Here is a 24510-nt window from a genome sequence, read left to right as displayed (position 1 = left end):
AATTAATTTAAGTTCATACCTTTTATAATATTTTCAACCCTGTCAGCCAGCATGGCATCAACTTTCTTGAAATCATTTATATCGTTAAGCGTATCGTTTACGCTGAAGTAAAATTTAATCTTTGGCTCGGTACCGCTTGGGCGGGCGCATATCTTGCTGCCGTCTTCAAGGTAATATATCAGCACATCCGATTTTGGAAGTACTAATTCTTCCTCCTCATTCGTTATCAGGTTTTTTGCTACAGATGTTTTATAGTCTTCAACCATAACCACGCGCTGCCCGTTAATTTCTTCAACAGGATTATTACGAAGGTCATCCATCATCTGCTTTATTTCTTCTGCGCCTTCTATACCTTTTTTTGTAAGCGATATCAGCGATTCTTTATAATACCCGAATTCGGCATAAAGCTTAAGCAGTTCCATATAAAGCGAGCTTGCCTTTTCTTTTGCCTGTGCTGCCATTTCGCATATCAGCAGGGTAGAGGTTACAGCATCTTTATCACGAACGGCATCGCCAACCATATAACCGAAACTTTCTTCGCCCCCGCCAATAAACTCCTGCTCTGGGAAATCCTTAATCATTTTGGCAATCCATTTAAAGCCTGTAAGGCCTACTTTGCAGTCTATATTATAAGCTGTAGCAAGCTCCATCATCATTGGTGTAGAAACTATGGTAGAACCTATAAACTGGTTGCCGTTAAGCCTGCCCTGCTTTTTCCACTGCTCCAGTAAAAAATGCGTCATCAATACCATTGTCTGGTTTCCGTTAAGCAACGTCATGATGCCGTTGCCGTTGCGCACGGCTACGCCAAGCCTGTCGCTGTCAGGGTCGGTGCCTATCACAATATCAGCATCCATCTGGTCGGCAAGATCAATTGCCATTTGGAGTGCTTCCGGCTCTTCCGGGTTTGGCGATTTTACAGTTGGGAAATTGCCGTTAGGGACTGATTGTTCCGCAACCAGGAAAACATTGTTGTATCCTGCATCTTCAAGTAAATCAGGCACCAGTTTTACCGATGTACCGTGAAGCGGCGTGAATACTATTTTCAGTTGGTCTTTGGCTTCCTGGCTGGTATTAAAAGTAGCATTTTGTATAGATGTCCTTACAAATGCCCTGTCAAGGTCATTACCAATATATTCTATGAGGCTTTCGTTGGCCTCAAAGTTTATCTGGCTGTATTCTAAAGACTCAATAACATCTATAATTTCTTTATCCTGAGGCGGTACAAGCTGGCCGCCATCCTGCCAATACACTTTATATCCGTTATATTCGGGTGGGTTGTGCGATGCTGTTAGTACCACACCGGCATGGCAGTTTAAGTGTTTAACTGCAAAAGAAAGTTCCGGTGTAGGGCGAAGCTCTTCAAAAAGGTAAACCTTTATACCGTTAGCCGAAAATACATTGGCTACTGTTTTGGCAAGTGTGTCGCTGTTGTTACGGCAATCATAGGCAATGGCTACTTTTACCTGCTCGCCTGGAAACGATTTTTTAAGGTATTCTGATAATCCCTGTGTGGCTTTACCCAGTGTATATTTATTGATGCGGTTGGTGCCCGGCCCCATAATGCCACGCATACCGCCGGTGCCAAACTCAAGGTTTTTATAAAAGCTTTCCTCCAGCTCTTTAGGAGATGAGGTCATCATTTCTTTAATGGCATTCTGGGTATCGGCATCAAAACCCGGTGTTAGCCACACGTTTACTTTATCTAATATTGATTGTGAAATTTCCATGCGGATTGGTTTAATTATGGTTTTGCAAGTAGGTTTTTACCGGATGAAGTTACAAATATTTTATTATAAGGTTTCGCTAATTTTATAGCGCTCTTCGTTATTTTTTGTACGCAATATTATCTCTCCTAAAAAGCCTGCAAGAAACAATTGTGTACCAATAATCATAGTTGTAAGGGCAATATAAAACCAGGGGTTATCTGTTACCAGTATGGCAGGTTCATGGTTATACAGTTTAATAAGCTTAGTAAAGCCTATGTATAATGCCGATAACAGCCCTATTATAAACATAAGCACCCCAAGCGCCCCGAAAAGATGCATTGGTCTTTTGCCGAATTTACTGATAAACCATATTGTGATAAGGTCTAAAAAGCCGTTTATAAAGCGCTCCATACCAAATTTGGTATTACCATATTTGCGTGCCTGGTGCTTAACCACTTTTTCACCAATTTTAGGGAAACCTGCATTCTTAGCAAGCACAGGGATATAGCGGTGCATTTCGCCCGAAACCTCTATGTTCTTTACCACATCAAGCCTGTAGGCCTTAAGCCCGCAGTTAAAATCGTTTAGTTTTACCCCCGATGTTTTTCTTGCAGCCCAGTTAAACAGCTTGGAAGGCATGTTTTTAGACAATACCGAATCGTACCGCTTTTTCTTCCAGCCGGAAACAAGGTCATACCCCTGTTGGGTAATCATGTTATACAGTTCCGGTATTTCTTCCGGGTTGTCCTGCAGGTCGGCATCCATGGTTATCACCACATCGCCCTGCGCACGTGCAAAGCCTGCATGCAGCGCCTGCGATTTACCATAGTTACGCAAAAAGCGGATACCTTTTACATTAGGATCCGCTGCTGAAAGAGATTGTATTTTGTTCCACGAGCCATCGGTACTGCCATCATCAATAAATACTATTTCGTAGCTGTAACTGTTGGCTGCCATAACGCCCGCTATCCAGCGGTGCAGTTCGGCAAGAGATTCCTCTTCGTTTAAAAGGGGTATTACTATAGATAGGTTCATGTATGGTATTAAAATGCGCCCGGGTTGTCTTTTTTAACTACAGCACCTACAATTAGAGATGCTACAAGCCCGTCAAGAGCATATAAAATTATGATGAAAGGAGCCGATACAAAAGGGTTCATGAACATCTTAGTCCATTCAAGTGTCATTTTTAACTGTTCCGATGTCATTTGCGGGTTTTGTTTCGCTGTAATTTCAGCAATCTGCGCATACATTTCGTCTGCAAATTCAGGCACTATATAATTAAATATAATGTTAAACACGGCGAATATAAAAGCCGCAAATACATTTACTGTAACGCCAGCCTTAAGGCATTGCCCAAATGTTGCATAACCGCCGTTCATTTTTTTAAAACTCTTGCAGGCAAGGGTAATAAATATTGCAGGTAAAATAATATAGTTTAACAGGTTAATTACTATTCCTACCGTTGGGTCTGTCTGAGCATTTAATTTTAGCGTGTAGCCTAAAACAAGTTCTACAATCATTATTACGCCAAACACTGTTCCATAAGGTAAGGCTGCTTTTGCTGGTGAGGTAGTTTTGCTCATAATTATTGGTTTTTAAGTTTACAAATATACTAATTACTGTACAATCAGTCGCGATAAAACATGCTATGTTACACTGAAAAAAATATTTGCGGCTATTTGATATTAAAAAAATAATTGTACTTTTGCACTCTGAAATTAAAATGTTTAAAAACAAAAAGTTGTAAAACGTTTATACCTTTCTGTAAACAGGAAGCCGCAAAACGGGGTTGCAGCCATAACAAAATAACAATTTACAAAAATGAAAAAAGGTATTCACCCGGAAAATTACAGATTAGTAGCATTCAAAGACATGTCTAACGATGATGTGTTCCTTACTAAATCTACAGCAGATACAAAAGAAACAATTGAAGTGGACGGAGTTGAATATCCGGTGGTAAAAATGGAAATTTCCAGGACATCACACCCTTTCTATACAGGTAAATCTAAACTTATTGATACCGCTGGCCGTATCGACAAGTTCAAAAATAAATATGCAAAATTCAAAAAGTAATTTTTGCTTTTGCAACAACATTAAGCCTTCCGGTAACGGGAGGCTTTTTTTATGCCTTTGTATAAAGCATAACAAATAAACAATATACCGGCTATTGCCGTGTTACAACATATTTAACTATTTTTGGGACTTAAACTTAGCAACGCCATGAACTACATACTTTTTGACGGCCCAGTGCGCAACGCCCTGCTGCCGTTTACTTTTACAAGGCCCGTAGCCGATATACGAATAGGTATACTTACCATACGCGAAAAATGGGAAAAGCATCTGGGTTATACCACAACCACCCTTACCGAAGAGTACCTGATGGAAAAATACCCAATGGTAGAAATGGAAGAGAACATTATGATAAATGCCTCTTTCCTGCCAACGGAAGATATGGCCGAAATGGTACAGTCTTTAGAAGAGAACCAAGCGCTGTTTTATGGAGATGATGTTATTGCCTTCTTTACTAAAGACACACAGGAAGAAGTTGATTTTGACACTTATGATATTATAGAGTACAGTGGCGATTGCCTAAGGGTAGAAAACCCATGGGATATTTTTGCAAAGAACGATGCCGCCATACGCGAAGATTTTGAGTTGCTCACTGAAGGACGTGTATCGCAACCGATACCTGCCAGCGTAAACACAATAGCACCCCATAACATTTTTATAGAAGAAGGCGCAAAGCTTGAGTTTGTTACACTTAATGCCTCCACTGGGCCAATATATATTGGCAGGGATACCGAAATTATGGAAAACTCTGTAATACGCGGGCCCTTTGCGCTTTGCGAAGGTGCCCAGGTAAAGCTGGCAACAAAAGTATATGGCGCTACAACCGTAGGGCCGCACTCGCGCATTGGCGGAGAGGTAAGTAACTCGGTTCTGTTTGGTTATTCCAATAAAGGGCACGACGGATTTTTAGGGAACTCGGTATTAGGCGAATGGTGTAACCTGGGTGCCGATACCAACAACAGTAACCTTAAAAACAACTATGAAGAGGTAAAACTATGGAGCTACGAAAAAGGCATTTTCGCCAAAACGGGACTTCAGTTTTGCGGGCTTATGATGGGCGACCACAGCAAATGCGGTATCAACACCATGTTTAATACCGGTACAGTTGTAGGAGTTAGTGCCAATATTTTTGGAGCCGGCTTCCCGCGCAATTTTGTACCGAGCTTTTCATGGGGCGGCGCTTCCGGCTTTACAACCTATATAACCAAAAAAGCATTTGAAACCGCTAAAATAGTAATGTCGCGCCGCAATGTAGCATTTACAGAGCAGGATGCCGCCATACTGGAACACGTTTTTGAAGAAACAAAACAATGGCGTAAAGACGGGTAGTTGCTATGGCAAGACGAAAAACAAAAAAGAAATACAGTATAGGAAGCCTGCTCATTTTGCTGGCTTTCGCTGTTTTAGTGCTTTACCGAAATTACCAGAAACAGGAACCTTCGCAGGATGGCTTTCAACCTGAAAAGCGTACTGAGCGCCCAAAGCCACACGATAAAAAAGAAGCACGGGCCCTTAAAACCTTTACAGGTAAAGTAGTGGGTATTAAAGACGGTGATACTTTTGAAGTGTTGTATGAAGGGCAAACAGAGCGCGTACGGTTGGCAGAAATTGACTGCCCCGAAAGTGCACAGCCGTTTGGCAAGGCCGCTAAAAAGTTTGCATCTGACCTTTGCTTTGGCAAAACGGTTACCGTTGAGGCAGGCGGCAAGCGCGACCGTTACGGCAGGGTAGTAGGTACTGTTTTTACAGACGAGGGCATAAATGTTAACCAGGAACTGGTTAAAGCCGGTCTGGCCTGGCATTACAAAGATTACTCAGATAGCGATGAACTGGCAGCTATTGAAGAACAGGCACGTGCCGAAAATGCAGGCCTTTGGGCAGATAATAATCCTGTAGCGCCTTGGGACTGGCGTAAAAACAAGCGCAAGCGCCGCTAACCGTTTTTCTTTTTAACCTGTTTAAGCACCAAAAGGTTAAGTGGGTTTATACCCAAACCTGAAACATTTTTACGGGTAAAGCGTGCCGCCTTGTCATAAAACAGGGGTACAACAGGTGCTTCTTCCATTACAATACTATCCATTTTTCGGTATAATGCAAAGCGTTCTTTATCATTTATAACGGTAAAGGCTTTTTCGTACAACCGGTCGAATTCCGCGTTTTTAAAGTGGGTATAATTGGGCCCGCCGGGCGAGAAGTTTTTACTGTAAAATAAAGACAGGTAGTTTTCGGCATCAGGGTAATCGGCTATCCAGCTTGCCTTAAAAAATGATACCTTACCATTGCTTATAGCCTGTGTAAGCGTAGAAGGCGGGTTAACATCTACCTCAACTTTAAGCCCCAGCTTTTGCCATTCGCGTTGCAGGTACTCGGCAATATCAAGATAAGATGCACTGGTACTCATCCTTACCACAGGTTGTTTGTTGCCGTTATCCTTTTTATAATCAGCTATAAGCTCTCTTGCCTTTGCAGGGTTGTAATTATAACCTTTTGTGCCATATCCGCCAAGCCCGGTAGGTATCATGCCATGAGTGGCAGGTGTACCCATACCGTTTCGCAGGTACATTATCATTTTAGCACGGTCAAAACCGTAATTCATTGCCTGGCGAATACGTTTGTCCTTAACCGCTTCATCTGCACCATCCAGCCTGAAGCCCATATATTCGGTATTGAGGTAAGGGCCGGTTATCATATCTACCGTTGTAGTATATTCGGGTTGTAGCCCACCCTTTGGGGTCAGTATTTCGTCTTTGTAAGACGGGTCCAGCCCCGACACGAAATCCTGCCTGCCCTGAACAAATTGCAAAAAGCCGCTTTGCTTGTCAGGCAAAAAGGTTATGGCTACGGCCTCAAGATAAGGCAGGCGGTTACCAGCTTTGTCTTTCTCATAATAAAGAGGGTTTTTCCGTAAAACGAGCTTTATGTTCTCTTCCCATATTTTGAAACGGAAAGGCCCTGTGCCAACTGGGTTAGAACGAAAATCATATCCTGCTTTCTCAAAAGCCTCATGTGGCACCACCGATGCATATTTCATGGTAAGCAATCCTAAAAACGCAGGGAATGTTTTGTTCAGTTTTATCTCAAAAATACTATCATTAACTGCCGTAAAGGTTTCCACATTCTGTAATATCCACCTGCCCGGTGCAGCAACGTTTTCATCTAAAAGTCGACTAAAACTGTATTCAAAATCGGCGGCGGTAACGGTTCGGGTGCTGTCGGCACCAAACAACCCGCTTTTATGAAAGTAAACATCATCACGCAGTACAAATATATAGGTTTTGCCATCTTCGGCTATCTGCCATCTTTTTGCAATATCGGGCTGCACATTAAGGCTGTCATCAAGCTGTACCAGCCCGTTAAACAACTGGTTGCAAACCCATATTGAAGGGCGCGTGCGCGAAAAGGCAGGGTCGAGCGAGTTAACGGCGGCATTTTCATTATACCGGAAAACCAGATGATCGCGGTTTTGTTTTTGTGAATCAGAGCAGGATGCAAATAAAAGCGTTAAGCAACAAATTGATATATAGTATCTTAATGATTTCATCAAATCGAATTTTGTGTGTAAATTTGCAACCTCTTTTTATAGAGGGTAAATATAAATAAAACTTACTGCTTTGCAGCAGGCGGAGAGAATGGAAAACAGGAAGAAAGTCGCTTTTTATACACTCGGGTGCAAACTGAACTTTTCAGAGACATCTACCATTGCGCGTAGTTTTCAGGATGAAGGTTTTGACCGTGTTGATTTTGAAGATGCAGCCGATATATATGTTATAAATACGTGTTCGGTTACCGAAAATGCCGATAAGCAGTTTAAGCAGATAGTAAAAAAAGCGCTTAAAAAGAATGATAAAGCCTTTGTAGCCGCAGTGGGTTGCTATGCACAGTTAAAGCCGGAAGAGCTTGCCGCAGTAGATGGGGTAGACCTTGTTTTAGGGGCTACCGAAAAGTTTAAGATTACCGATTATATAAACGACCTTTCTAAAAACGATATGGGAGAGGTGCATAGCTGCGAAATAGCCGAAGCCGATTTTTATGTGGGCAGCTATTCTATCGGCGACCGCACACGCGCTTTCCTTAAAGTGCAGGATGGCTGCGATTATAAATGCACTTACTGCACCATACCATTGGCAAGGGGTATTTCGCGTAGCGACACGTTAGAGAATGTACTTAAAAATGCTGCTGAGATTTCTTCGCAGAATATTAAGGAAATTGTACTTACGGGCGTAAATATTGGCGATTATGGTAAAGGCGAGTTCGGCAATAAAAAGCACGAGCATACTTTTTATGAGCTGGTGCAGGAACTTGACAGAGTAGCGGGTATAGAGCGCCTGCGCATTTCTTCTATAGAGCCTAACCTGCTTAAAAATGAAACGATAGATTTTGTAGCCCAAAGCCGGACATTTGTTCCGCATTTCCATATACCGCTGCAATCCGGCAGTAATGACATACTAAAGCTGATGCGCCGCCGCTACATGCGCGAAGTATATACCGAACGTGTGGAGCGCATCCGCAAGGTTATGCCGCACGCCTGTATTGGTGTAGATGTTATTGTAGGTTTTCCGGGTGAAACTGATGAGCATTTCCTTGAAACCTATAACTATCTTAACAGCCTTGATATATCCTATCTGCACGTGTTTACCTATAGCGAGCGGGATAATACCCCCGCCGCCGGAATGGATGGCGTAGTGCCTTTAAATGCGCGCAGCAAGCGCAGTAAAATGCTTAGGGGCTTGTCAGTAAAAAAGCGCAGGGCTTTTTATGAAAGCCAGTTGGGCAGCACCCTTACCGTGCTTTTTGAAGGAGAAAACAAAGAAGGCTACATACACGGATTTACCGAAAATTATGTAAAGGTAAAAGCACCGTGGAACCCGGAGCTGGTAAACACACTGCACAAAGTTGCACTTACCAAGATTGATGATGACGGGCTGGTAAGGTTCAGTTTTGTAGAAGAGCCTGTATTTGCAGGCTAACTATAAACTCAGCACAACAAGCCGCTTTTCAATATATAAATCGTTATAGCCAAAGGTATATTTAATCCATTCAAAAGCTTTTTTGTGGTAAAAGAATACGTGTGTAGGGTCGTTTTTATAATACCATAAGGCAAAGTCTTTTTCGGTATCAAAAAGTTCCGTCATTATATATAGCTTTCCTTTCGGGCGAAGTAGTTTGCGCAATAATTCAAATTCTTTGTAAGGATCTTTAAAATGCTCTGCAACCTCGGTACAGGTTATATAATCATACTTCTGCTTTAATACAGTTACATCTGTATGAAAAAAAGAATCATATTGCTTAATGCAATAGTGATTATCTTCAAGCACCTTTACAACAGCCGACCCGGTACCGGAACCGAAGTCGAGGCCTGTGTTGTCAACCGTAAAATCGTCTAATACACGTTTTGTTACAGGGCTGATAAACTTTTGGTAGTTAGTGTCAGATGGGTTATTGTTGTGTTGGCGGTAGTGTGCCGCTTCGTCTTTTGCACTTAAATAAAATTGCGGATGCAGCAGTACAGAGCAACAATTGCTGCACTGCAAAAAAATGCGTTCCTTTTGTTTGTTGAATAAAATAGTAGTTGCCCTGCACAGCGGGCAGGGCGGTGTTTCCATTATATGCGTATTCCCGGAGGAAGCATTTCTTTATACTGTGGGTTTTTCCTGAAAAAAGCGGCAGCTTTCGGGTGAACGGGTACCACGCGCAGGCGCTTATCTTCAGCAATAGCAAGTATCTCTTTGATAAAATCTGTTATTGCCGTCTCGTCTTCAAAATTCTCGGGAGTATTTATCCTGGTAAGAAATAGCTTTCGTTCCTGGATAGAATATTCTACCGACAGCTGCTGACCGTTTACAGCAGTTTCAAACTGCCTCTGAAATTCGTTGTCTTTTACTTCCATAGTTCTAATTGTGCTTCATTGGGACCTCGATAATCAATATTTTAGATGGTTGCTTTACCTCTGCATCAAAGCCTTCAAGCTCTATTGCGCCAAAAGCATCACGTTCCATAACCATTTGCCCGCCAATTTCCAGCTCACCTTCTATAAGGAAAAGGTAAATGCCGTTGCCGGGTATTTTTACATCATAATGCGCTACCTGCCCCGCATCAAACACTCCCAGGTGAAAGTACGCCTGCTGGTAAATCCATAATGCTTCACCCTCAGGCTTATTATGAGGGCAAACTACCGGTACAAAACTGTTGCGCTTGTTTTGCAGGTCGAAACCTTTTTGGTCGTAGCGCGGGGTAATATTTTCCATTTCAGGGAAAAGCCATATTTGTAGTGTTTTGGCCCTCTCGGTCTGGCTGGCGTTCATTTCGCTGTGCTCTATGCCCGTTCCGGCACTCATAACCTGTACCTCGCCAAACCTCACCGTTGCCTGGTTGCCCATACTGTCGCGGTGGGTTAACCCGCCTTCCAGCGGTATGGTAACAATCTCCATATTATCATGCGGGTGTGTGCCAAAGCCCATGCCGCCTGCAATGGTATCGTCATTCAGTACACGCAGCATCCCGAACTGAACCACCTCAGGGTTATAGTAATTACCGAAAGAGAATGAAAAATTGGCCTGTAGCCATCCGTAATCTGCCGTACCCCTTTCACTTTTCGGAAACAATCGTGACTTCATAACTTATTGATAAATTAAATTTGCAGTGCCGCCAAAAGCGGAGAAATATTTTAATTTTATACAAATTTCGTAATAATTTTCGATAAATGAAGCCGCTTAAGCGTTAAAACCTAAGCCCTGATGGAAAAAACACCTGTTTATTTTATGCCCGGGCTTGCTGCCAGCCCGGTAATCTTTGAAAATATAAAATTGCCCCCTGATAAATATGAAATGTATTTTTTGGAATGGCTGCTGCCCGAAGATAACGAGCTGCTTGCCGACTATGCCAAAAGGATTGCAGAGAATATTGAGCATAAAAACCCTGTGCTTGTGGGCGTATCTTTTGGCGGGGTGTTGGTTCAGGAAATAGCTGATATTATTCCGATAAAAAAAGTAATTATTATATCAAGTGTTAAATGCAACCTTGAGTTTCCGCGGCGCATGCGCTTTGCAAAGCTGGTGCAGGCCTACAGGGTTTTCCCAACAGCACTTATGGAACGTGTGCACTGGCTGGCACGTTTTGCAAGGGGCAACAGCTTTATTGCCAAAAGGCTGCGCCTGTATGAAAAATATCTTTCGGTAAGGGATAAGAAATACCTTGACTGGGCGTTTAAAACCGTAATAACATGGGACAGGGCAGAACCTAACCCGAAGGTAGTGCATATACACGGTACTGCCGATGGTGTTTTTCCGCCCAAGTACCTTAAGGATTACATTCCCGTTAAGGGCGGTACCCATATTATGATAATCAATAAAGCAAAATGGATGAATGAAAACCTGCCGGACATTATAGAAAAATAACAGCAGTTTGGCTTCAATTTTGTAAGTTTACATTTAGCAGCTGTATAGCTGTAACCTGATAATTTAAATAACATAAAATTCACTTGACTATGGAATTGGTAAAGAAAACAGGTATTATAGCCTCGGTGGTATTGATGAGCGGGATGCTGATACACGCTGTTTCTGATGATGCGGGGAAAGAAGGAGAAAATGGGCAACAGTCAGCAACCGGGAATTACTATTTTCCTGAAAAGATAGACTTTGCAGGCGAAGCTGCACCGCTAAATGTTGCCGACGTGCGCGAGCGGCTGGACAGGGAACTATTGGTAAATGCCAACCTGCATGCCACAACACAAATAATTATAAAAAGGGCAAACCGCGCCTTTACCGTTATAGAACCAATACTTAAAAAGAACGGCGTTCCTGACGATTTTAAATACCTAGCCGTGATAGAAAGCGGGCTTGTAAATGCCGTGTCGCCGGCAGGTGCTCGCGGGGTGTGGCAGTTTATGCCCGAAACAGGCAAAGAGTATGGCATGGAGATTAACGATGAGGTGGATGAGCGCTATAACCTTGAAAAATCTACAGAGGCAGCATGTAAGTACCTTAAAAACGCAAAAGAAAAATTCGGATCATGGACGCTGGCAGCCGCTTCTTATAATGGGGGCGTTGCAGGCGTAAACAGGCAAATATCCTTTCAGGGGGTTGATAATTATTATGACCTGCTGCTTACTGAAGAAACATCGCGTTACGTATTCCGTATCCTTGCGCTGAAACAGATAATGGAGAATCCGCTTAAATATGGTTTTAACCTGCTGCCTGCCGATTCTTACCCGGTGCTTCCGGCTAAAAAAGTGGTAACCAATACCTCGGTGCCCGATCTTGCCGTGTTTGCCAAAGAACAGGGCATTAACTACAAAATTTTAAAGATACACAACCCGTGGCTACGCGACAGGAAACTTACCAACAGCACAGGCAAAGAGTACGTTATAGAAATACCGCTTTCGGGTTACTAAGCTAAAACCGGTTTACGGATGAAAAAATATATATCAGCCATACTGCTATGCCTATTGCCATTAATAGCTTCGGCACAGCAGGAGTTTTCGGTTTACTTTGACAGTAATAAGCACGAACTTAATAAAGCACAAACGCAAAGGTTGGCAGACTGGATGGTTGCCAATAAAAAATCGAAAGTACTTGCCATAAACGGCTATACCGATGAAGATGGTACATCTGCACATAACGATACATTGGCACAGCGCAGGGTAATGCATGTATATAATGCCATAAAAAATTTTGTTGCGACCCGCGATGATTTTAAAACCCGAAGTTTTGGCGAGCAGCACAAAATGAGTGGCAACAAAGCTGAAAACCGCAGGGTAACTTTATATTTTTTGCCGGAGCAGGAGCTGCACCGCGAAAATGAAATTTTAGGCATAAAAGTAACCCCAAAGAAAAAAGCCCCTGTTAACTATCCTGATAAAGTGGTAGTTACAGACCCACGCCGCGGCAGGCAGGTTATTCCGCTTGACGTGGAATTTATGAAGCGGGTAGGCGAGGCAAAGGCAGGGGAGAAGCTGCAGATTAAAAACATGAATTTCCAGCTTAACACCTTTGCCATAGTAGAGGAGTCGCGCCCAAGGCTGTATGAGCTGCTGGAGATAATGCGTGGCAACCCCGGGCTTAAAATAAAGCTGCTGGGGCACATTTGCTGTATAGAGGGCGACCCGCGCAAACTGTCTTATGACCGCGCCAAAGCGGTGGCCATGTTTTTAAGGCAAAACGGTATAGAGCGCGAACGTGTTACTTTTGATGGCTTAGGCACTACCGAGCCGCTTTACCCGTTACCCGAAAAAACCGAAGAGGAGCGTGCCGCCAACCGCAGGGTTGAGGTGCTGGTTTTGGAAAATCCGTAATTTAATTTGAAGATTTCCCGATTTGAAAATTTGAAGATGATTTAATGTTTGCTTAAGCGGTTCTATGTTATCTGCGAGTAATTTTCAAATTTCCAAATTAACGCATTTTCAAATTGACTCATTAACTGTATCTTTGTGCCACAACACAAACTACACTACATGAGTTCTGATACCAGCAAACGCTACAGCCAAAGGGGTGTTTCTGCCTCTAAAGAGGATGTGCACAATGCCATTAAAAATATAGATAAAGGGCTGTTCCCTAAAGCTTTCTGCAAAATTGTGCCTGATTACCTTACGGGTGATGACGAGTACTGCCTTATTATGCATGCCGATGGCGCGGGTACTAAGTCGAGCCTGGCTTATATGTATTGGAAGGAAACGGGTGATATATCGGTATGGAAAGGCATAGCACAGGATGCCCTTATCATGAACATAGATGATTTGCTGTGTGTTGGCGCTGTTGATAATATTATGCTTTCTTCAACTATAGGGCGTAACAAAAACCTGGTACCGGGCGAAGTTATCTCTGCCATAATAAATGGTACCGAAGAACTGATAGAAGAACTTAAAAACTTTGGCGTAACCATACACTCAACCGGTGGCGAAACAGCCGATGTAGGCGACCTTGTGCGCACCATAATTGTAGACTCTACCGTTACCGCACGCATAAAGCGCAGCAATGTAATTGATAATGCCAATATTCAGGCAGGCGATGTAATTGTAGGTTTGGCCTCTTTCGGTAAGGCTGCCTACGAAAAAGAATATAATGGTGGCATGGGTAGTAACGGCCTTACCAGTGCCCGCCATGATGTGTTTAGTAAATACCTTGCAGAAAAATATCCTGAAAGCTTTGATGCTGCCGTACCGCAGGAACTGGTGTACAGCGGCGGCGTAAAGCTAACTGATGCTGTAGAAGGCGCACCGCTTGATGCCGGTAAGCTGGTACTATCGCCAACGCGTACGTATGCGCCTGTTATAAAAAAGATACTTGAAAAATATACTCCAAAGGATATTCATGGTATGGTGCATTGCAGCGGAGGCGCACAAACCAAAGTGCTGCACTTTGTAGATAATGTACACGTAATAAAAGATAATTTATTTCCTGTACCGCCATTGTTTAAATTAATACAGGAGCAAAGCGGTACCGACTGGAAAGAAATGTACCAGGTGTTTAACTGCGGGCACAGAATGGAACTGTATGTGCCTCAAAGTATAGCGCAGGATATTATTGCTATATCAAAATCATTTGATATTGATGCGCAAATTGTGGGCGGGGTAACCCCCATTACCATCGAGGAGGGAACATCAAAAAAGCTGACCATAAAAAGCGAATATGGTACTTTTGAATATTAAAAAAAGGCTTCCGGTAACGGAAGCCTTTTTAGTTTATAATACAAATTATTAATTTGCTATTACCACCTTATGTGTTTCGGTCGCCTTATCAGAAACAATCTGAACAATATAGGTACCTGATGCATATCCGTTCATCTGTATATCCATATTCATATTTTCAGCTTTTAGTTGTTTTACCAGTTTGCCTGTACCAATTTCATAAATCATGATATCAGCACCTGGGTTGTGGTTAGGAGCAATGTCAAGCGTAAATATCCCGTTAACCGATGGGTTAGGATAAATAACGCTTACCGCAGCATTAGCAGTAAAGTTTTCGTTACTAAGAACACAAACCTCCTGTGCTTCATAAGCACCTATATCGCGCCTGCCGTTAAATACGGCTGCTCCAGTCTGGTCATTAAAATCGTCAGCCGGGTCTCCCATATCAGCAGCTATGTTAGGGCAGTTAAGCATGTGTGTAAATGTTGCCCCGCCATTATCTGCCAAAGGCATAAGCCCGGCATCAACAGGGTTTTCTAAAGTACCCACTATGTCATTTTCGTTGGCATCAAAAGCGCCTGTACCATCCATACCTATTAGGTTATAGCCGTTTGAAGAAATCATACCTTCATCACTAAACACATCTGCACCTGATACTACGGCAAGGTTACCTGCTATAATAGTGTTTTTAACCATTGGCGCCATTTCAGAGCTGTTTGATATACCGCCCCCGCTTATGGTAGCGCTGTTAAGCGTGATAGTATTGGCGTTTAAAGTAAGCTCTGCATTATTAAATATACCACCGCCATTTGTTAATGCGGTATTGCCGGAAATTGTAGTAAGCATCACATTAGCTGTACCCATGTGAACATGAATACCACCACCTCTGCCCAGTAATCCTACAGCAGCGTTGTTAGACAGGGTAGAACCGTTTACATTTAATGTTCCTCCGTTGTTAAATATAGCGCCACCGCCATCATCAGTTGCTGTGCCTGCTGCGGTATTGCCATCAAGTGTAACATTATTTACCGTCATAACACTGCCTGTCTGGTTCCACAAACCACCGCCTTCGCGTGCTGCCATATTGTTGTTTACCATACCGCCGTTAAATACTATAGTTGCAGCGCCACTAACGTGCAATGCACCACCGTTACCAGGGTTTGGCATACCTGCACTGCCATTAACATCGTTACCTGAAAGCTCAGAGTCATTAACGGTAAGCGTACCTGCTATAATTTCTATTGCCCCGCCCGCACGGTTGGCGCTGTTTGCCATAATATCGGTATTCGATACTGTTACATTGCCTGCAGCGCTGAATATACCGCCACCGTTGCCCGATGTGCCGTTTGCTATATTATTGGTAATAGTACTGTTCTCTACAATCAAAGTACCGTTTGTATTGAATATACCACCGCCGCCATCTGCTGCCGATGCACCCGATGCCACATTGCCATCTATCATTACATTGCTTACTGTCATTGTGCCTGTACCGTTCCACAGTCCGCCGCCCTGCAATGCTGCTGTATTATTAGTTACGCTACCGCCGCTTATCATGGCACTGCCGCCACCTGTTATATGAAGCCCGCCACCGTTTCCGGGAGCTGCTGCGGTAGTGTTTTCGCTAAGTATTACATTGGTAAGCATTATAGTGCTTGTGCCTGAATTATCTTCTATACCGCCACCGGCTCTCATTGCAGTATTACCCGATATTTCTGTATCAGTAATGGTGAGCATAGAACCTACATCGTTGAGTATTCCTCCTCCGCTTCCTGCATCACCATCGGCTACGTTATCGCTTATAGTTGTGTTCATTATGGTTAGTGTACCTCCGTTAAGGTTGTATATACCTCCGCCACCTTGGTCTGCACCATTACCGCTTGCAGTATTACCGGATATTACAGTACCATCAATCATCATTGTTCCGGTACCGTTCCAAAGCCCCCCGCCTTCAGCACCGGCAGTATTACCGTTTACCATACCACCGGTTATGGTAATGTTACCCATTCCTGTTATGTGTACACCGCCCCCGTTACCCGGAGCATTGTTAGTTACGTTATCGTTTATAATTACATTCGTCAGCGTAACGCTGCCCATCATTCCGGAATTATCCTCAATACCACCCCCGGCGCGGTTAGATGTGTTTTCTGTAATCTCTGCTCCTGTTATGGTAAGCATTCCGCCCACATCATTAAGAATACCACCGCCACTGCCGGATGTACCGTTAGCCATGTTATTCATTATCATAGTTTCGGCATTTATCTGTAGTGTACCGCTAAGGTTATAAATACCGCCACCACCTTGGTCTGCCGCGTTACCGCTTGCTGTGTTCATGCTTATAACAGTTCCGGTTACAGTCATAGTACCTGTACCATTCCATAACCCCCCGCCTTCGGCAGCAGCCACGTTGTTATTTACCGTACCGCCGCTTATTACTGCATTACCGGCACCTGTTATGTGCAATCCGCCACCATTGCCCGGGTTAGCTCCTGTTTCGTTAGCATTCAGGTTTACGTTGGTTAAGGTTACAGTGCCCATAGCTCCGGAGTTACTCTCTATACCGCCACCTGCACGGTTTGCCATGTTATCTGAAATAGTACCGCCTGAAACCGAAAGGCTGCTGCCGATACTTGTGAATATAGCACCCCCGCTACCCGATGTGCCTGATGCCATATTGTTGGTAAAGGTGCAATTGTTAGCCGTTACAGAACCACCTGTACTAAATATCGCTCCGCCGCCTTCGCCAACATTGCTTCCTGCGGCTTCGCTTGCAGTTATGGTAACATCATTTAGGGTTAACATACTATCCGAAGATAAAATTGCACCGCCGTTATCAACTGCATAGCCATTGGTAAGTGTAAGGTTATTTATCGTAAGATTGTCTGTATCGGTAACAGATAATATCCTTGTGGCATCATCGCCGCTTATCATGGTCTGGCCTTCTCCGTTTCCGCTTATGGTCAGGTTCTTGTTTATCATAACCTGAGAAGTAAGTACTATAGTGTTGCCATTGGTAGCGGCATCAAAAACAATTGTGCCCCCCGCTACTGCATCCAAAACAGCCTGCCTGAACGAACCTGCCCCACTGTCGTTACTGTTTGTTACGGTTACTGTCTGTGCGCTTGTCATGGATACAAATCCTGACAGAAACAGCAAAACCATGATTTTGTTTAAAAGAGTAAATCTTTGTTTCATAATACAATAAATTTTGATTGGTTTATATATAATGGTTACGCACTTTTTTGCTGTGCGGTTTTGCAGGCAGGTGTTAAATAATTCATAAACAAATCAATATGTATAAGATATAGTATGCTGACAAATGTTGCTGAAAGATGTACTTTTGTTGGAAATAAAGATTAATAAATGGAAATAAAGCTTAAAGAAGGCATTGGCGAACTGAAATTCGGGATGAGGCAGAAGGATGTTGAAGCTGTTTTAGGGACTCCCGACAGGCAGTATAAAGATGATGATAAGAATATCATTTACCTCTACAATTCAGCTAAGTTGAGGATAACATTTTATGCTGATGAGGATTTCAGGTTCGGATACCTTATAGTTTCGCACCCTGAAACTAAACTGCTTTCGGGAAAAATAATAGGAGCAGAGTGGGTGGTAATTGAGAAGGCACTAAAAGAAAAAGAGATTAAAGAATTTGAAAAAGAAACCTTTGACTCTTTGGAGAATTATTTTAATGAAGCCAATTGGATTATTATCCAGACGGAGTTTGACGAAGTTGTGCGTGTAGAGCTTGGCGCTATTATTAATGCCAAAGACGAATTTGACTGGAAGTTTAAAGCATAGTTTTAAAACACCAAAGCGGGCATTTGCCCGCTTTGGTGTTTTATGCTGCACATGTTATTAGTTAAGTGCAGGCGCGGCAGGAAAATCTACCGGAAGCTTTGTAGCGCCATGTATAAAGTTGCTTATCATTTTATCTCCTATAAGGATGATGATGTCTATAAGCCCTGCTTCGGTGTAACCGGCATCAAACAAAGCTGTCAGCACATCTGCTGTAGGGGTGCCCCTGTTAATGGTAATATCTTTGGTAAACTTGGCAAGCGTATCAAGTTTACTGTCAAAGCCTGCTTTACCAGAACGTATTTCTAAAATCTGCTCATCAGTAAAACCGTTCATTTTGCCAATTGCGGTATGTGCTGCAAGGCAGTACTCACAATTATTTACCTGGCTTACTACAAGGTTTACCACTTCTTTTTCTTTTGGCCTTAAAGAAGTTTTCCTGTTTTGCAGGGTAAGATAGTCACCTAATGCAGTTTCACTTTTACTGAAATAGGCATACAGGTTAGGCACCATGCCCAGGCCTTTGTTCAGTTTATCAAAAATAGCCTGGTTGTTTTCAGAAACTTCTTCTCTTGTCGGAATTGCGAAATTTTTCATGTTGCTTGTTTAATTTGTTGTATGTCGTTATTGACAGTACAAAGTTGCGGCTAAAAGCAATGCTGAAAAATGGAGGTACTTCCCGACGTGCATTCAATTTTTCCTTATGCAGTATTTTTGAGTATGTTTTTAAACTCGGTGGCAGTGTATGAGGTTTGCTTTTTAAAAAAACGGCTAAAGTGAGAGGTGTCTTCAAAACCTATTTCGGTGGCAATTTCCTTAACCGATTTATCTGTATAATACATAAGGCGCTTTGCTTCGGTAATAAGGCGTTCCTGTATTATTTGTAAAGGCGTTTTTTTGCCGTAAAGTGCAAATACATTAGATAGTGTTTTTGGCGATTTATTAAGTGCCGAGGCATAAAACTGTACTTCGTGCTGTGTTTTATAATGGTTTTCAACCATAATATTATAGCGACGGTACAAATCGAACCGGGTGTCATCATCTGCACCTGTTGGTACGTACTGCTGCTTACCCATGCGGGTGATATTAATAATAAGCCTCACCAAAAGTAGCCTAAGCATTTCACCCTGAATGCTGTCAGGGTTCTTAAATTCGCTTACAAAAGTTTCGAGCAGGCGGGTTATTGTTGTTTTTTCTTCTTCATTAAGTAAAACAAACATAACCTGAGACGAACCATAGAACAGAAAGCCCACGCAGCTTACTTCTTCATCATGATCTACAATACAATAAAAGTCGCGGTTAAACTGCCATGCAGTAATATCTTCAGGGTTTTCAAACCTGAAACTCTGGTTTACCACAAGTGGTAAGATTGCACCTTCAGGAAATTCATATTCCACTTCATCAATTACGGCTTTCTGTTTTTTGCCCCTGTTCCATGCAATGGTAAGCAGCTTGTCGGCACGGTCGCGCACAAAAAAGAAACGGTCGAAACCGCTGTTACCTGCGGTAAGCCGCAGCTCGCCACCTGTTTTTTTATCTTTATAGGTAAAGTTCATATAAGGCTGTAAATTAAAAACGCCCTGCAATGCAGGACGTTAAAGCTTTATTCTGTTGGCATGCTGCCCAGCATTTCAATTTCAAAAATAAGGTTGGCATTGGCAGGTATGCCTGCGCGGGCAACGCCCCTTTCGCCATAGCCCAAATGTGCCGGTATAAAAATAATGATCTTATCGCCAACATTCATTTGCTCTATACCCTCTATAAAGCCCGGTATCATGCCTGATTTTGTTCCGGCCCTGAAAGGTATCGGCTTGTAAGCACCGGCTGCATCCTTTTGCGGAATGTAGTTGCCGAATGCTTTTGCAATTTCAGGTTCGCTCGAGTCGAATAATGTACCATTTTCAAGATAGCCTGAATATTCTAGGTAAACGGTAGCACCATCAATGGGCTTCTGTCCGCTGCCTTTTTGTGTAATGTTGTAGGTAAGCCCGGAATTTGTTGTTTTACCGGCAGCTTTCTTCTGTGCAAAGTAAGCTACTTTATCAGTTTTGGTTTTGGCAAGCTGCTCTTCTTTTTTCTTTTGCTCTTCAAGTGCTTTTTCAAAAGATTCTTTAAATACCTTTTCGGCTTTAAACTTCTTGGCATCGCGCCCAACACGTATTATTTTAACCGATTTTATTTCATCGCCCTGCTCAATCTGGTTTACCACATCCATACCGTTACCCATTACATGGCCAAAAACAGTATGCAGGCCGTTAAGGTGCGGTGTAGCTTTGTGAGTGATAAAAAACTGGCTTCCGTTAGTGCCGGGGCCGGCATTGGCCATACTTAAAACGCCCGGCCCATCATGCTTCATCTCGGTAATTTCGTCGGCGAACTTATAACCCGGCCCACCAGAGCCATCTCCGTTAGGGTCGCCTGTCTGTATCATGAAATCTTTTATAACCCTGTGAAACTTTAACCCGTCATAATAAGGCTTGCCTTTACGGTCGTTAGTTACCATATCATTTGTGCCCTCGGCAAGGCTTACAAAGTTGGCAACCGTCAGCGGGGTTTTCTGGTATTCAAGCTGAAGCAATATAGTACCTTTATTTGTTTCTATTTCTGCATAAAGGCCATCGCCAAGCTTAGTATCGGGCGGTGGTGTGTTTGCGTTTTTGCATGAAAATAAAACTGCAACTAAACTTAAAAACAAACTTGTCATTGGTTTCATTTATATTAAATTATTATCTTTCTTCTACTTCTGTTTCGTGCTTTATGTCGTTAAGGGTAACGGTGCATATAAGAGGTTCGTTTGTACCTATCTTGTTGTTATCGCCATGATAACCGTAGCCCATATTGCTGGGGAATAGAAAAGTAACCTTTTCGCCTTCGTTCATTAGCTTTATCCCGCTTCTAAGCCCCATCATAATGTTTTGCTTATCTACATAATACACCTGTGGGCGAAGCTCTACCTCGCTATAGATAACATTACCTTTAAGGTCTTTTACTTCATAGTTAAAAAAGGCAACATCACCGCGCTTCGGGGTAATGGAGTCCTGCTTGTTTTCTATTTCATAATGGTACCAATAGCCTTTATCAGAAGCTATATATTTTATGGCAGGATTACTTTTTATGATAGAGTCTATCTGTGCTTCTTCATAAGCAATCAGCTTGCGGTTGCGCTCTACAGACTCATTTATAAATGCCGAGCCCGATGTGCGCGATACAGGCTTGCGTGCCTGCTGTTGCGAGCAGCCTGTAAGTACAGCCCCTGTAGCCAAGGCAATTGTTAATAACATCTTCTTCATTATCAGTCAATTTTAGTGTGCGCTAATGTAGCAATAAATTTTTTTATCGTAGCCTCCAGCGTATCGGCAGATTTTCCGCCGGCAGCATTTTTATGCCCGCCGCCGTTAAAATGTTTCCTCGCATATTGGTTTACATCAAAATCACCTTTAGAACGGAAAGATATCTTTATTATTCCCTCATCTTTATTTTCGGTGAAAAATGCTGTGAACACAATATCTTTCATGCTAAGCCCATAGTTAACTATACCTTCTGTATCTCCTTTGCTGTTGCCAAAGCCCGTAAGCTCTTCATGGCTCATATAGGTATAAGAGGTTTTGTTAGCGGGTATTACCTGCATGTTCTGCAAAGCCCTTGCCAAAATTTGAATGCGGTTGTGGCTGTGGTTGTCATAAAGCAGGCTGTGTATAGCGCTGTTATCTATGCCCAGGTCTATAAACGCTGCCGCAATGCGGTGTGTGGTGCCTGTGGTTGACGGATAACGGAAAGAACCCGAATCGGTAACTATACCCGTATATAAGCAGGTAGCTATTGTTTTATCGATCAGTTTTTTTTCGGACATACTGTCTATAAAATGATAAATCATTTCGCACGTAGAACCGTAGTCAGTGTCAGAGAACATATATTGTGCATAATCATCCGGTGCCTGGTGGTGGTCTATCATTATAAATGTTTTACCATCCTGCTGCTGCAATGCCTGCTGCATTTTTTCTCCTGTACGGCTTAACGCATTATAATCGAGTGTAAATATAATATCGGCCTCTTCAAGTACTTTTGTGGCGGGGCCGGTTTCATTTTCAAAAACCATAACTTTTTCTGTACCGGGCAGCCACGCCAGGAAATCAGGGAAATCATTCGGTACTATAACCGTAGGGTAGTGCCCTTTTTTTATAAGGTAGTGGTAAAGCCCTAATGAAGAGCCCATAGCATCGCCATCGGGGTTTCTGTGTGTTGTTATTGCAATTTTTTTAGGAGAAGCCAGCAACTCTTTAACGGCTTCTGTATCTCGGGTTGTCATCATTTTGCGAATTTACAGCTTTTTCTGTTATCAGGTACAGCCGGTAAAAAGACAAAATGTAACGAATGAATATCAGAATTTAATCGAATCAAGGCAGCGCGATACATCAAAGTAAAAACCTTTAATCTGGTAAGGATTATCGGCAAGCGCAAGATAATCATACCGCCCGTCTATTAAAGACTGGCTTCCGCCAAACTCAAACCCCAGCAGGCTTAGCACCTCATATTCGTTTGAAGTATTTATAACGTAAAAACAGGTTTCTTTATCAGTGCCGTTGCCGGTACTCAGTATAGCATCTATTATTATTTCTCCCTGAACGCTTTCTTTTTCAGCTTCGGCAATCATACCTAACTCCCTGAAGGAATATATGCGGTATTCTTTTACCCTTATGCTGAAAGGATAAGTCTTGAGGATTTCATCAGTATATTCAATAATCTTTTTAAGGTCGTCTTTAGTTCCGTCATCTTTTTGCAGGAGCTCCCGCAGTTTTTTTTCGGCTTCAGAACGTGAGTAAGGAGAATACTCATCCTGGAAGGAATATCCATAATATAAATGCCGCTTTTCTTCAAGCGTCATGGTGCTGTCAGACTTTGTGTAACGGTCAAATAGCGTATCAAAATAAAATGCCGAGTTTTTATCAGATACATTCTTTTCTATTGCTTTATAATCAGGTGCAGTAAACTCTTCCGTCTGGGCGTTTATATTGACGAAAGCAAAAAACAGTACTGTAAATAAAATTATTTTTTTCATATGCGTTGCAGACTTATACTGTTGATAATAAAGGTACTGATTTGTTATTATATCTAACTAATGTTACTGCAATTTTATTTTTTCTTACAGTGTAAAAATTTTGGCACATCAATTGTAATCCTGTTTTAAAATATTGTTAAATTTGACCAAAAACTTAGAGTATTATGAAAAAAACTACCATTATTTTGCTGACTGCCCTACTGATGAGCAGTTTTACAACCTTTGCGCAATTTCAGCCTGTAGGGCACCTTACTATTTTCTCTGATGATGGTGCCAAGTTCTTCCTTGTGCTTAACGGCGAACGCTATAATGATGTTGCCGAAACAAACCTGAGGATAGAAGACCTGCCTAATCCTTACTACGACTGCAAGATTATATTTGAAGATAAAAATATACCTGTAATATCTAAAAACGCACTAATGCTTGCCGATGTTGATGATATTATGCAGGATGTAACCTACCGTATTAAAAGAGATAAAAAAGGTCGTTATAACCTGAAGTTTTATTCATCTGTGCCTGCGCAGCAAAATGTAATACGCCCCACTAACTGCGCAGTATACCAATACGGGCACCCAAGGGAAGTATTTATAGACCGCAACGGGCAACAGATGCAGCAGACAGTGGTAATACAGGAAACCGCTACAGGCGATAGTTTTGGTATGAATGTAAATATGGGCGGTATAGGTATGAGCGTAAATATGCCTGCTACAGGTACAGTAACCACCACCACAACTACCACCACTACCACCACAGGCGGTGGCTACGGTTACACCGAGTACAGAGATCGCGACAGAGATGAAAACAGGGGATGCAGGAGGCCTATGCCGGCAGCAAATTTTGAGCAGGCAAGAAAAGCCATAGCTGATACCAGCTTTGATGATACCAAGCTTTCTACAGCCAAGCAGATAGTTTCTTCAAACTGTATGGATGCTAACCAGATAAGTATTATAGCCAAGCTGTTTAGTTTTGAAGATTCTAAACTTGATTTTGCAAAGCATGCCTATGATTTTTGTACAGATAAAAATAACTACTATAAAGTAGTAAGCATTTTTACATACTCGGATAGTAAAGAAGAGTTGAATCAATATATAGGGCAGAGGAGGTAAAACTGTTTTATATAATTGAGTGTTCAGTAATTAATAAAGCCGCCCGTCAGGGCGGCTTTTGCTTTTTATTTACATTTCAATGCTATTTTGCTAAACTGCGGTTAATTAGCAAAGCCTTAATATATAGCTGTGCAAATACAGGGTAATTTTATA

At 42.4% G+C, this 24510-nt stretch carries 24 protein-coding genes; 10 read left to right on the top strand and 14 right to left on the bottom strand.

The annotated features are described in order from the left end of the window. Positions 1-2: 2 nt before the first annotated feature. From Q0K96_RS06900 to Q0K96_RS06890, 3 genes are all read right to left on the bottom strand, one after another. Entirely contained in the window at positions 3-1730 is a 1728-nt protein-coding gene (locus tag Q0K96_RS06900) for a phospho-sugar mutase (protein WP_297333271.1), read from the bottom strand. 63 nt (positions 1731-1793) lie between these two features. Continuing rightward, the gene (locus tag Q0K96_RS06895) at positions 1794-2744 is read right to left on the bottom strand and encodes a glycosyltransferase family 2 protein (RefSeq protein ID WP_297333270.1); all 951 of its coding nucleotides are present in this window, start codon (positions 2742-2744) and stop codon (positions 1794-1796) included. Between the two features lie 8 nt (positions 2745-2752). Further along, on the bottom strand, positions 2753-3292 hold the full coding sequence (locus Q0K96_RS06890) for a DUF4199 domain-containing protein (RefSeq protein WP_297333269.1): 540 nt from the start codon (positions 3290-3292) through the stop codon (positions 2753-2755). 238 nt (positions 3293-3530) lie between these two features. Between Q0K96_RS06890 and Q0K96_RS06885 the strand changes: the two genes are divergently transcribed. The 3 genes from Q0K96_RS06885 (at position 3531) to Q0K96_RS06875 (ending at position 5716) form a co-directional block, all read left to right on the top strand. Then, on the top strand, positions 3531-3782 hold the full coding sequence (locus Q0K96_RS06885) for a type B 50S ribosomal protein L31 (protein WP_223051810.1): 252 nt from the start codon (positions 3531-3533) through the stop codon (positions 3780-3782). Between the two features lie 147 nt (positions 3783-3929). Continuing rightward, positions 3930-5108: a GlmU family protein gene (locus Q0K96_RS06880; protein WP_297333268.1), complete on the top strand. Its 1179-nt coding sequence runs from the start codon at positions 3930-3932 to the stop codon at positions 5106-5108. Positions 5109-5113: 5 nt separating this feature from the next. Then, complete coding sequence (locus tag Q0K96_RS06875; RefSeq protein ID WP_297333267.1) at positions 5114-5716, top strand: thermonuclease family protein; 603 nt, start codon at positions 5114-5116, stop codon at positions 5714-5716. On the opposite strand, the gene Q0K96_RS06870 is transcribed toward Q0K96_RS06875, so the two are convergent. Beyond that, positions 5713-7320: an ABC transporter substrate-binding protein gene (locus Q0K96_RS06870; RefSeq protein WP_297333266.1), complete on the bottom strand. Its 1608-nt coding sequence runs from the start codon at positions 7318-7320 to the stop codon at positions 5713-5715. The genes Q0K96_RS06875 and Q0K96_RS06870 overlap by 4 nt on opposite strands. Positions 7321-7408: 88 nt before the next feature. Between Q0K96_RS06870 and mtaB the strand changes: the two genes are divergently transcribed. Continuing rightward, the gene (gene mtaB / locus Q0K96_RS06865; RefSeq protein ID WP_297333285.1) at positions 7409-8746 is read left to right on the top strand and encodes a tRNA (N(6)-L-threonylcarbamoyladenosine(37)-C(2))-methylthiotransferase MtaB; all 1338 of its coding nucleotides are present in this window, start codon (positions 7409-7411) and stop codon (positions 8744-8746) included. On the opposite strand, the gene Q0K96_RS06860 is transcribed toward mtaB, so the two are convergent. From Q0K96_RS06860 to Q0K96_RS06850, 3 genes are read right to left on the bottom strand one after another with little or no spacing between them, the layout of a single operon-like run. After that, on the bottom strand, positions 8747-9382 hold the full coding sequence (locus Q0K96_RS06860; protein WP_297333265.1) for a class I SAM-dependent methyltransferase: 636 nt from the start codon (positions 9380-9382) through the stop codon (positions 8747-8749). Next, positions 9382-9666 (bottom strand): N-acetyltransferase, encoded by a 285-nt coding sequence (locus Q0K96_RS06855; protein WP_297333264.1) that lies wholly within the window; start codon positions 9664-9666, stop codon positions 9382-9384. The genes Q0K96_RS06860 and Q0K96_RS06855 overlap by 1 nt, the downstream gene beginning before the upstream one ends. 4 nt (positions 9667-9670) lie before the next feature. Continuing rightward, a complete protein-coding gene (locus Q0K96_RS06850; RefSeq protein ID WP_297333263.1) occupies positions 9671-10393 on the bottom strand; it encodes a pirin family protein in 723 nt (240 codons plus the stop codon). A 120-nt stretch (positions 10394-10513) separates the two neighbouring features. Between Q0K96_RS06850 and Q0K96_RS06845 the strand changes: the two genes are divergently transcribed. The 4 genes from Q0K96_RS06845 (at position 10514) to Q0K96_RS06830 (ending at position 14421) form a co-directional block, all read left to right on the top strand. Continuing rightward, positions 10514-11173 carry an alpha/beta hydrolase gene (locus tag Q0K96_RS06845; protein WP_297333262.1) on the top strand — a complete coding sequence of 220 codons (660 nt, stop codon included), beginning with the start codon at positions 10514-10516 and terminating at the stop codon, positions 11171-11173. Positions 11174-11262: 89 nt separating this feature from the next. Continuing rightward, the gene (locus Q0K96_RS06840; protein ID WP_297333261.1) at positions 11263-12168 is read left to right on the top strand and encodes a lytic transglycosylase domain-containing protein; all 906 of its coding nucleotides are present in this window, start codon (positions 11263-11265) and stop codon (positions 12166-12168) included. Between the two features lie 18 nt (positions 12169-12186). After that, positions 12187-13068 (top strand): OmpA family protein, encoded by an 882-nt coding sequence (locus tag Q0K96_RS06835; protein ID WP_297333260.1) that lies wholly within the window; start codon positions 12187-12189, stop codon positions 13066-13068. A gap of 159 nt (positions 13069-13227) precedes the next feature. Next, on the top strand, positions 13228-14421 hold the full coding sequence (locus Q0K96_RS06830) for an AIR synthase related protein (protein WP_297333259.1): 1194 nt from the start codon (positions 13228-13230) through the stop codon (positions 14419-14421). A gap of 48 nt (positions 14422-14469) precedes the next feature. Here the strand turns inward: Q0K96_RS06830 and Q0K96_RS06825 are convergent, their stop codons facing one another. Then, on the bottom strand, positions 14470-17592 hold the full coding sequence (locus Q0K96_RS06825) for a T9SS type A sorting domain-containing protein (protein WP_297333258.1): 3123 nt from the start codon (positions 17590-17592) through the stop codon (positions 14470-14472). A 168-nt stretch (positions 17593-17760) separates the two neighbouring features. Here Q0K96_RS06825 and Q0K96_RS06820 point away from each other — a divergent pair, with 168 nt between their 5' ends. Beyond that, a complete protein-coding gene (locus Q0K96_RS06820; protein ID WP_297333257.1) occupies positions 17761-18198 on the top strand; it encodes a hypothetical protein in 438 nt (145 codons plus the stop codon). Between the two features lie 57 nt (positions 18199-18255). Here the strand turns inward: Q0K96_RS06820 and Q0K96_RS06815 are convergent, their stop codons facing one another. From Q0K96_RS06815 to Q0K96_RS06790, 6 genes are all read right to left on the bottom strand, one after another. After that, on the bottom strand, positions 18256-18792 hold the full coding sequence (locus Q0K96_RS06815) for a carboxymuconolactone decarboxylase family protein (protein WP_297333256.1): 537 nt from the start codon (positions 18790-18792) through the stop codon (positions 18256-18258). A 104-nt stretch (positions 18793-18896) separates the two neighbouring features. Further along, entirely contained in the window at positions 18897-19751 is an 855-nt protein-coding gene (locus Q0K96_RS06810) for a helix-turn-helix domain-containing protein (protein WP_297333255.1), read from the bottom strand. A gap of 47 nt (positions 19752-19798) precedes the next feature. Continuing rightward, the gene (locus tag Q0K96_RS06805) at positions 19799-20908 is read right to left on the bottom strand and encodes a peptidylprolyl isomerase (RefSeq protein WP_297333254.1); all 1110 of its coding nucleotides are present in this window, start codon (positions 20906-20908) and stop codon (positions 19799-19801) included. Between the two features lie 13 nt (positions 20909-20921). Then, on the bottom strand, positions 20922-21485 hold the full coding sequence (gene gldI / locus Q0K96_RS06800; protein ID WP_297333253.1) for a gliding motility-associated peptidyl-prolyl isomerase GldI: 564 nt from the start codon (positions 21483-21485) through the stop codon (positions 20922-20924). A gap of 2 nt (positions 21486-21487) precedes the next feature. Continuing rightward, positions 21488-22501 (bottom strand): bifunctional oligoribonuclease/PAP phosphatase NrnA, encoded by a 1014-nt coding sequence (locus Q0K96_RS06795; RefSeq protein WP_297333284.1) that lies wholly within the window; start codon positions 22499-22501, stop codon positions 21488-21490. Positions 22502-22573: 72 nt separating this feature from the next. After that, on the bottom strand, positions 22574-23251 hold the full coding sequence (locus tag Q0K96_RS06790; protein ID WP_297333252.1) for a DUF4919 domain-containing protein: 678 nt from the start codon (positions 23249-23251) through the stop codon (positions 22574-22576). Between the two features lie 164 nt (positions 23252-23415). Here Q0K96_RS06790 and Q0K96_RS06785 point away from each other — a divergent pair, with 164 nt between their 5' ends. Then, positions 23416-24357 (top strand): DUF4476 domain-containing protein, encoded by a 942-nt coding sequence (locus Q0K96_RS06785; RefSeq protein WP_297333251.1) that lies wholly within the window; start codon positions 23416-23418, stop codon positions 24355-24357. Positions 24358-24510 lie beyond the last annotated feature (153 nt).

The sequence above is a fragment of the Flavobacterium sp. genome (assembly GCF_024305175.1).
Lineage (GTDB): Bacteria > Bacteroidota > Bacteroidia > Flavobacteriales > Flavobacteriaceae > Flavobacterium.
The sequence above is the reverse complement of the archived record's forward strand: the minus strand, read 5'-3'. Positions and strand labels throughout refer to the sequence as shown.

Coding starts and splice junctions, on each gene's coding strand:
- Q0K96_RS06900 (WP_297333271.1), bottom strand. CDS start 1,730: ATGGAAATTTCACAATCAATATTAGATAAAGTAAACGTGTGGCTAACA.
- Q0K96_RS06895 (WP_297333270.1), bottom strand. CDS start 2,744: ATGAACCTATCTATAGTAATACCCCTTTTAAACGAAGAGGAATCTCTT.
- Q0K96_RS06890 (WP_297333269.1), bottom strand. CDS start 3,292: ATGAGCAAAACTACCTCACCAGCAAAAGCAGCCTTACCTTATGGAACA.
- Q0K96_RS06885 (WP_223051810.1), top strand. CDS start 3,531: ATGAAAAAAGGTATTCACCCGGAAAATTACAGATTAGTAGCATTCAAA.
- Q0K96_RS06880 (WP_297333268.1), top strand. CDS start 3,930: ATGAACTACATACTTTTTGACGGCCCAGTGCGCAACGCCCTGCTGCCG.
- Q0K96_RS06875 (WP_297333267.1), top strand. CDS start 5,114: ATGGCAAGACGAAAAACAAAAAAGAAATACAGTATAGGAAGCCTGCTC.
- Q0K96_RS06870 (WP_297333266.1), bottom strand. CDS start 7,320: ATGAAATCATTAAGATACTATATATCAATTTGTTGCTTAACGCTTTTA.
- mtaB (WP_297333285.1), top strand. CDS start 7,409: ATGGAAAACAGGAAGAAAGTCGCTTTTTATACACTCGGGTGCAAACTG.
- Q0K96_RS06860 (WP_297333265.1), bottom strand. CDS start 9,382: ATGGAAACACCGCCCTGCCCGCTGTGCAGGGCAACTACTATTTTATTC.
- Q0K96_RS06855 (WP_297333264.1), bottom strand. CDS start 9,666: ATGGAAGTAAAAGACAACGAATTTCAGAGGCAGTTTGAAACTGCTGTA.
- Q0K96_RS06850 (WP_297333263.1), bottom strand. CDS start 10,393: ATGAAGTCACGATTGTTTCCGAAAAGTGAAAGGGGTACGGCAGATTAC.
- Q0K96_RS06845 (WP_297333262.1), top strand. CDS start 10,514: ATGGAAAAAACACCTGTTTATTTTATGCCCGGGCTTGCTGCCAGCCCG.
- Q0K96_RS06840 (WP_297333261.1), top strand. CDS start 11,263: ATGGAATTGGTAAAGAAAACAGGTATTATAGCCTCGGTGGTATTGATG.
- Q0K96_RS06835 (WP_297333260.1), top strand. CDS start 12,187: ATGAAAAAATATATATCAGCCATACTGCTATGCCTATTGCCATTAATA.
- Q0K96_RS06830 (WP_297333259.1), top strand. CDS start 13,228: ATGAGTTCTGATACCAGCAAACGCTACAGCCAAAGGGGTGTTTCTGCC.
- Q0K96_RS06825 (WP_297333258.1), bottom strand. CDS start 17,592: ATGAAACAAAGATTTACTCTTTTAAACAAAATCATGGTTTTGCTGTTT.
- Q0K96_RS06820 (WP_297333257.1), top strand. CDS start 17,761: ATGGAAATAAAGCTTAAAGAAGGCATTGGCGAACTGAAATTCGGGATG.
- Q0K96_RS06815 (WP_297333256.1), bottom strand. CDS start 18,792: ATGAAAAATTTCGCAATTCCGACAAGAGAAGAAGTTTCTGAAAACAAC.
- Q0K96_RS06810 (WP_297333255.1), bottom strand. CDS start 19,751: ATGAACTTTACCTATAAAGATAAAAAAACAGGTGGCGAGCTGCGGCTT.
- Q0K96_RS06805 (WP_297333254.1), bottom strand. CDS start 20,908: ATGAAACCAATGACAAGTTTGTTTTTAAGTTTAGTTGCAGTTTTATTT.
- gldI (WP_297333253.1), bottom strand. CDS start 21,485: ATGAAGAAGATGTTATTAACAATTGCCTTGGCTACAGGGGCTGTACTT.
- Q0K96_RS06795 (WP_297333284.1), bottom strand. CDS start 22,501: ATGACAACCCGAGATACAGAAGCCGTTAAAGAGTTGCTGGCTTCTCCT.
- Q0K96_RS06790 (WP_297333252.1), bottom strand. CDS start 23,251: ATGAAAAAAATAATTTTATTTACAGTACTGTTTTTTGCTTTCGTCAAT.
- Q0K96_RS06785 (WP_297333251.1), top strand. CDS start 23,416: ATGAAAAAAACTACCATTATTTTGCTGACTGCCCTACTGATGAGCAGT.